The sequence below is a fragment of the Microbacterium sp. Bi128 genome (assembly GCF_918698205.1).
In genome coordinates this window covers 1-6,015 of the sequence record NZ_CAKKMM010000242.1, presented here as the reverse complement: position 1 = coordinate 6,015, position 6,015 = coordinate 1, and the positions used below count along the sequence as shown (strand labels likewise).

At 70.9% G+C, this 6,015-nt stretch carries 4 protein-coding genes; 3 read left to right on the top strand and 1 reads right to left on the bottom strand.

What is annotated here, in order from left to right; translation table 11 throughout:
• The 3 genes from LQV45_RS15930 to LQV45_RS15920 form a co-directional block, all read left to right on the top strand.
• On the top strand, positions 1 to 563 hold a 563-nt coding region (locus LQV45_RS15930), incomplete at its 5' end, for an AEC family transporter (protein ID WP_230007880.1).
• A gap of 67 nt (positions 564 to 630) precedes the next feature.
• Entirely contained in the window at positions 631 to 1,761 is a 1,131-nt protein-coding gene (locus tag LQV45_RS15925; protein ID WP_230007879.1) for an FAD-dependent oxidoreductase, read from the top strand.
• Between the two features lie 151 nt (positions 1,762 to 1,912).
• Positions 1,913 to 3,067 carry a DUF1524 domain-containing protein gene (locus tag LQV45_RS15920; protein ID WP_230007878.1) on the top strand — a complete coding sequence of 385 codons (1,155 nt, stop codon included), beginning with the start codon at positions 1,913 to 1,915 and terminating at the stop codon, positions 3,065 to 3,067.
• Positions 3,068 to 3,097: 30 nt separating this feature from the next.
• Here the strand turns inward: LQV45_RS15920 and LQV45_RS15915 are convergent, their stop codons facing one another.
• Positions 3,098 to 5,725: a trehalase-like domain-containing protein gene (locus tag LQV45_RS15915; RefSeq protein WP_230007877.1), complete on the bottom strand. Its 2,628-nt coding sequence runs from the start codon at positions 5,723 to 5,725 to the stop codon at positions 3,098 to 3,100.
• Between the last annotated feature and the right edge of the window lie 290 nt (positions 5,726 to 6,015).

The window sequence follows — 6,015 nt, the reverse complement described above, 5'->3', positions numbered from 1 at the left end:
GTTATGTGGCACCCCTGCTCATCTTCCAGCTGGCTTTCTTCACTCCGTTGTTCCTCATGGCGTTGGACGCCACCACCAGCTCGCACCGCACCACGCCCCTGAGTTTCGTGCTCATGATCCTGCGCAACCCGATGATCGTGGGCACCGGACTCGGGCTCCTCGTGGCCGCAACCGGCTGGACGGTACCGCCGCTGATCCTGGAGCCCATCCACCTGATTGGCGGGGCCGCGATCCCGGCCATGCTGATCGCCTTCGGCATGAGCCTGAACGGTTCCAAGCCGCTGCAGGCGGCCGCCGGACGCCGGCTGGACGCCCTGCTGGCGAGCTTCTTCAAGCTCGTTGTCCACCCGCTGGTGGCCTACCTGTTTGCCCATTTTGTCCTCGGCATGCAGGAACAGGCGCTCTTTGCCGCCGTCGTCACGGCCGCCTTGCCCACCGCCCAAAACGTGTTTGTCGCGGCCAGCCGTTACCGCACCGGCGTAACGGTAGCCCGGGACACCGTGCTGATCACTACGGTGGTAGCTGTGCCCGCCATGATCGGCGTGGCCCTGCTGCTGGCCTGACCTCGCCGGGCAGCCGGGCTCGGCTGAACGGGATCGGCGGACCGGCACCAAACCCGGAGGAGGACCCTTGAAAACAACCCTGGACACTGTGGTCATCGGCGGCGGCGCGATGGGCTCGGCCGCCGCGTGGGCGCTGGCCCGGCGCGGCCGGGAGGTGACCCTGCTGGAGCAGTTCGGTCCCGGCCACCGCAACGGCGCCTCCCACGGCACAACCCGGAACTTCAACCCCGGCTACGCGGATCCGGACTACGTCGCCATGCTGGCAGAGGCGGCCGGGCTGTGGCGGGAGCTCGAAGCGGACGCCGGCGAGCGGCTGCTGGCGCGCACCGGCGTCGTAAACCACGGCCCCGATCCGCGGTTGCCCGAGATCCGGAACGCGCTGCTTGCCGCCGGGCTCCGGGCGGAGTTCCTCTCCGCCGGGGAAGCCTCCGGGCGCTGGCGGGGCATCCGTTTCGATACGCGCGTGCTGCACATGGCGGATGGCGGCCAGTTGAACCCGGACGCCGCACTGCCGGCGCTGCAACGGCTCGCCGCCGGGCTCGGCGCCGAGATCCGCCATCATGTGAAGGTCCTCGAGTTGAATGTCCTCGACGACGGCGTCCGGCTCACGCTCGAGGCCGGGGGCCGCAGCGAGGTGCTCACCGCAAGGCAGGCAGTGGTCACCGCCGGCGGCTGGACCACGAAACTGCTCTCCGGGGTCGCGCCCCTGCCCCGGCTGACGGTCACGCAGGAACAACCCGCACACTTCGCCATCACCGATGAGGGCGCCCAGTGGCCGGGGTTCAACCACATGCCCGGCCACGGGGACGCGTACGCGTACTGGCGTTCGCCGGTTTACGGCATGCAAACACCGGGCGAGGGGATCAAGGCCGGATGGCACGGGGTGGGCCCGGTGGTGGACCCGGACCGGCGGAGCTTCGCACCGGAGCCCGAGCAGCGGGCGGCCCTGCAGCGCTACGCCCGGGACTGGCTGCCCGGGGTCGACGCCGACTCCCTCACCGACATCAGCTGCACCTACACGACCACCGTTGATGAGAACTTTGTCCTGGACCGGATCGGGCCGGTTGTCATCGGCGCCGGCTTCTCCGGGCACGGCTTCAAGTTCACGCCGGTCGTGGGCAGGATCCTGGCCGACCTCGCGACCGGCGACGGCGGAGCGCCGGCTCTCTTCTCGGCCTCCCGCCCCGGGGTCCGCTGACTCCGTCGGAGAGCCAACGCGGGGTCACATAGCGCCCATGGTGGGGCCCGGCATGGGCCTGATGTGACCCCGCGTTGCTGTGTGGACCGGTAGGCTGGGGCCGGTCTTATGCGCCCGGATACCCGGCGCGCCAGCATGAGGTGGGGGAAAATTGCTCAGCACGCGATCAGGCAGCATCCAGTCCAGCGACAACCAGTCCAGCGGCGCCCAAGGCATGAGCGCCCGCAGCCCGAGGATCGGTGCGGTCGACTGGATCGCGCGTGGGGGGGCGGGCCTGTTGCTGGTGGCGACGTCAGCGTGCTCCGGCCCGGGTACTGTTCCCCCGGCCGCCGGCAACGGCGTCCTCCCCGTCGTCACGGCTACCCCCGCCACTGCGTCAGCCGGCACGGACAGCGCTCCGCTGGATCCGGACGCCACCCCCGGTGTCGAAGTTCCCGGTGCCGAAGTTCCCAGTGCCGAAGCTTCAGGCATCGAAGTTGCCGGCGCCGATGTTGCGGCCGCCGCGCCCCGGCAGCCGGCATTGGCGGGCAAGGCCCTCGCGGTACTGGCCACGCTGCCCGTCAAGGGCCGCGCCCCCAAGACGGGCTATTCCCGCGACCAGTTCGGGCCGGCCTGGTCCGACGTTGATCACAACGGCTGCGATACCCGCAACGACGTGCTCCGCCGCGACCTTACTTCTGTCGCGCTCCGGCCCGGGACGCGGGACTGCGTGGTGCTCTCCGGCGTCCTGGCCGACCCCTACACGGCCGTCGCCATCCACTTCCTGCGCGGCAATGCCACCAGCACCGCCGTCCAGATCGACCACGTCGTGGCCCTCAGCGACGCCTGGCAGAAGGGCGCGCAGCAGCTCAGCCCGGCACGGCGGCTGGCCTTCGCCAACGATCCCCTGAACCTGCTGGCGGTGGACGGCCCGGCCAACCAGAGCAAGAGCGACGGCGACGCCGCCACCTGGCTGCCGCCGAACAAGTCCTACCGCTGCAACTACGTCGCCCGCCAGATTTCGGTGAAATCCAGCTATGGGCTCTGGGTGACCCAGGCCGAGCACGACGCCATGGCCCGGGTCCTGTCGAACTGCCCGAACGCCCTGGCCCCCGCCACCCAGCCGGCAGCCGCTCCGGCCCAAGCAGCACCCGCGCCAGCGCCTGCGCCAGCACCTGCGCCAGCACCGGCACCGGCACCGGCGGCCGGCGTGGCGTACGCGAACTGTGCCGCGGTCCGTGCGGCCGGCGCGGCGCCCATCCGCGTCGGCCAGCCGGGGTACAGCCGCAGGCTGGACCGGGACGGGGACGGCGTCGGCTGCGAATAGCGGCGGCCGGCCCGTCCCCGGGCCGGGTGGTCAGTTCTTCTGGTGCTCGTGCAGGAGCCGGGCGCAGCGGATGAAGCCCAGGTGCGAATACGCCTGGGGATGGTTGCCCAGGTGGGTTTCCGTGCCGGGGTCGTATTCCTCGGGCAGCAGCCCCGTGGGGCCGAACAGGTTGACCAGCTGGTCAAAGAGGTCCCAGGCCTCCTCGATCCGGCCCACGGCGATGTAGGCCTCGATCAGCCAGGTGGTGCAGATGTGGAAGCCGCCCTCCAGGCCCGGCAGTCCGTCGTCGTACCTGTAGCGGAAAACGGTGGGCCCCACCCGCAGTTCCCGCTCCACCGCCGTGACGGTGGCCAGGAAGCGGGGGTCGTTGACGTCCAGCAGGCCGGAGAGTCCGATGTGCAGCACGGCTGCGTCCAGGTCCGGGCTGTCGTACGCCACGGTGTAGGAGGACGCCGTCTCGTCCCAGCCTTCGTGCAGGACTTCCTCCCGGATCCTTGCCGCCGTGGGCTCCCAGGCCGGCACTGGTTCCCGGCCATGCCGGGCGGCCGTGCGGAGCGCCCGGTCGAGCGCCACCCAGCACATCACCTTCGTGTAGACATGGTGCCGCGGCGCCCGCCTGGCCTCCCAGATGCCATGGTCGGCCTCGTGCCAGCGGGCCAGCACGGCGGCGGCCATCTGGACCAGCAGGTCCCAGTGCCCGTCGGAGAGCATGCCCTGGCGGGCGCTGAGGGCGTGGATCAGCTCGGCGATCGGGCCGAACACGTCCAGCTGCACCTGGTGGTCGGCGGCGTTCCCGATCCGCACCGGGCGGGATCCCGCGTAGCCGGGCAGGCTCTCGATGATGGCCTCGGTGGACAGCGGCGCCCCGGTCACGGAGTAGAGCGGATGGAGCCACTCCGGACCCGGGGCGTGGGCCAGGATCCGGCCCAGCCACGCCAGGAATCCCTCGGCCTCGGCCGTGGAGCCCAGGTCCACGAGCGCGTTGACGGTCATGGACCCGTCCCGCAGCCAGCAGTACCGGTAGTCCCAGTTGCGGGTGCCCCCGATTCCCTCCGGCAGTGAGGTGGTGGGCGCGGCCAGCACAGCGCCGGTGGGTTCATGGACCAGCGCCCGGAGCACCAGCGCGGACCGACGGACCAGCGACGGCTTCACGCCGGGCAGTTGCAGCTCGTTGACCCAGCGCCGGGAGTGATGGGCGACGGCGGCGCGGCGCCCGGTCTCATCATCCGGCATCGCGGGCTGAGGTTCCGTGTCGCCGCAGCGCAGGTTGAGGACCACCGGTCCGTCCCGCAGATCGACGTCGCCCGTGGCCGTGGCGTGCCGGCCGTCGGAGGTGATGGCAAAGGCCACGCCGGGAGCCCGGAGAATGATCGGATCCGCGGTTCCCACGACGTGCAGTTCAGTTCCGCGCGCCTCCATGCTGAACGGGGCATTCGCGTAGTCCGGCCGCGGGGCGAAGACGACCCGGGCCGTGCCGGTGCCGGACAGCACCCGGACCAGGCTGGTGATGCCGTCCGGGGCCGGCTCCAGGTAGTCCGTCACGGTGACGTCGGCCCAGCGGGTTTCGACGATCATGGTGCTGTCCACGTAGCGCTGGCCCAGGACCTGCGAGGCCTTCGCCGGTTCCACGGAGAAGTGCCCCGCCGCATCGCCGCCGAGCAGATGGGCAAACAGCGACCCGCTGTCCGGCAGCGGGTGGCTCATCCAGCAGATCTTCGCGTCCGGGGTGATCAGGGCGGTGGACGAGCCGTTGCCGATCATGGAGTGCCGCTCCAGCCCCACGGCATCCTCGCCGAACAGCCACGCCCGCCGCAGTTCGAACAGGATCGCCAGGACGCGGGCGAACGACTCCGGGTCCCGGAGCGTGTGGGCTGCCACGCTGGGCCCCTCCCCCACGCGCAGCGCCATGTCCGGCCCGCGCAGCGTCGCCATGGCCAGCTCATCGCTGGAGGCGTCGCCTGCGTAGAGGGCGGCACTCACGCCTAGCATGGAGCGCAGGTGCTCCAGCGCGGAGGCCTTGGACGGTTCCACCACGGAGAGATCCAGCACCGAGCCGTCCACGACGAAATGCAGCCCGTGCGCCCGGGCGATCTCCTCCGCCTTCGAGGTGGCCAGTGCGACGATGTCCGGGCCGGCCGGGCGGGTGTGCACCGATACGGCGACCGGCTTGCGCTCAATGCTGATGCCCCGGTAGGCGCCAACGGTTTCGGCGAGTGCCTGGCTGGCCTGCTGCAGCACTGATTCGGTGGCGAGGGACAGCCCGTGGGCGTAGCCCATGTCGAACTCCGCGCCGTGCGAGCCGACCAGGTGTACCTCCGCGGGGAGCCGTGAGACGGCGGCCAGATCCCGCAGCGACCGCCCGGAGATGACAGCCGCGTGCGTGTTCGGGAGGGCTGCCAGGGCCCTCAACGCGATCGCCGCGCTGCCCAGCGGCAGGGTCTCGGTGGAAATGCCTTCTGCCGCGCACAGCGTGCCGCCGTAGTTGCAGGCCACGAGCAGCCCAGGAGTGCGGGCCAGGATCTTGAGCTCAGCCAGCAGTTGCGGCGTGAGCCCGTCGTCGGCCGCGTTGGTCTGCACGAAAGCGCGGAGCAGGCCCAGCGGGAGGGATTTGGTGAGAAGCGCAGAGTCAGCCAGGGCCTGGTTGAGCGGTGTGGGCATCGGCGCGGTCCTTCGAGTAGTCCCCAATGCCTGCATGCGAATCGTCCCCGGGAGGACGCACTTCAAGTATGACCCCGGGACGATTTCGCATGGGTGTCCCGGCAGTTGCGACTGTGTAACATCCGCCGGGCCGCCCGGACACCCTGGCACCAGCGCTAGTTCCTTGCTGCGCCGCCACGCCGTTGCGTTTCAGCAGCCGGCTGGCCTGTATTCGTAGGTCCCCGCATCGGCCGCGCCGCCGCCCTGGCAGTCGCCCTTCTGGTTGGCCGGCCGCCCGTCCAGATCCAGGG

What these genes read in the sequence shown, in the direction of transcription:
- LQV45_RS15915 (WP_230007877.1), bottom strand. Translation starts at nt 5,725, where the DNA reads ATGCCCACACCGCTCAACCAGGCCCTGGCTGACTCTGCGCTTCTCACC.